This is a genomic window from Massilia sp. P2_C2 (assembly GCF_056404615.1).
This window is the reverse complement of the sequence record NZ_JBFUDR010000486.1, coordinates 1-1,129: the sequence shown is the minus strand read 5'-3', so window position 1 is coordinate 1,129 and position 1,129 is coordinate 1. Positions and strand designations below refer to the sequence as shown.

Annotated in this window: 1 protein-coding gene; it reads left to right on the top strand. The window is 55.2% G+C overall.

What is annotated here, in order from left to right; all coding sequences use genetic code 11:
- Positions 1-470 precede the first annotated feature (470 nt).
- Positions 471-941 (top strand): hypothetical protein, encoded by a 471-nt coding sequence (locus tag AC1DYX_RS29800; protein WP_477265627.1) that lies wholly within the window; start codon positions 471-473, stop codon positions 939-941.
- The last annotated feature ends 188 nt before the right edge of the window (positions 942-1,129 follow it).

Below are 1,129 nucleotides of genomic sequence, written 5' to 3'. Positions count from 1 at the left end.
GCCTGGTGCCAACACCAGGCTGAGCGGACGCCGTTGTCCTGCGGTCCCTTGTTAGACCGCCTCGTTCAGGTGATCGCCATTGATCCGTTATGACTTAATAAGCAAAAGCTATGCCATCGATTGCAGGCTAATTGGGAAGGAAATGGAGCAATAGAACATGATGCTCGACATGATTTGATGCGATGCAGAACATTGCAGCGCATCATGCCTTAACATGGTGCGGCCGGCTTAGCGCGTGTAGTTCACCGCTATCCACTGGTAGCTCTTGACCGTGGGAAATATGCGCATTTTCCGCACAGACATATTGCTAAACTGGCTGCAGCGCCACTTGAATCAGGGGCAGGTGTTGCCCTGTAGAATCTCACGTTGCAGCGCTACCTGCGCCTGTTCACCGATCTTCAAGCGCTCGACAAGGCTGCGTGAGCTGTGCCTGTGATCAGAAAGTCAGGTGTGATGAATGCCAAAACACCATGGCAAGGGCACGGCTGTTCAAGACGCTGCTATTGTGCGCGCGCTATCAGGCCGTCATCCCAGAGTGGGCCACCGATGAGTTACTTCGCGTTCAGACGGCGACTGAGACCGGCGAGCCTGTGGACCTGAACAAGTACTTCGGCTGGAAACAGCACAGCACTAAAACGCGCTTGAAACAATACCGCTGGGCCCAGATGGAATCGCAGATCGTTGTTTTTTTGCTACGGCGACGCCAAGAGGGCGCGAGTTTCGTCCGCGGCAGCGTGGACGTGTTTGACGATGTCGCAAAGGAACTAGGTCTGCCGCGCGATACGGTGATTGCCGTCTACGACAAAAACCTCTGGCTGAAGGATATTGAACAGGGTAACACAAGTAACATTGGCTTCGGCAACGTCGTCATCCTCCGTGGCCGGCGCCGAGGCCGACCGATCTTGGACCGTTCCAAACGGAAAAAGGGAATTTTCGGCTAAAAGTCGGTACTTAAAAGCGAAACGTATTCGAGGTCTACTCGCAGTTGAGTAACCCGCAGCAATCGTGCGGCGGGTTGCGCAACCAGGAGAAGACCTTGGAAAAGAACCTGCCCCAAGCGGTCAGCGCGACCGCTTCCTTTCCGCAGCCATCCGCGCTGATGACGCCCGCCCAAGCCGCTGCATACATG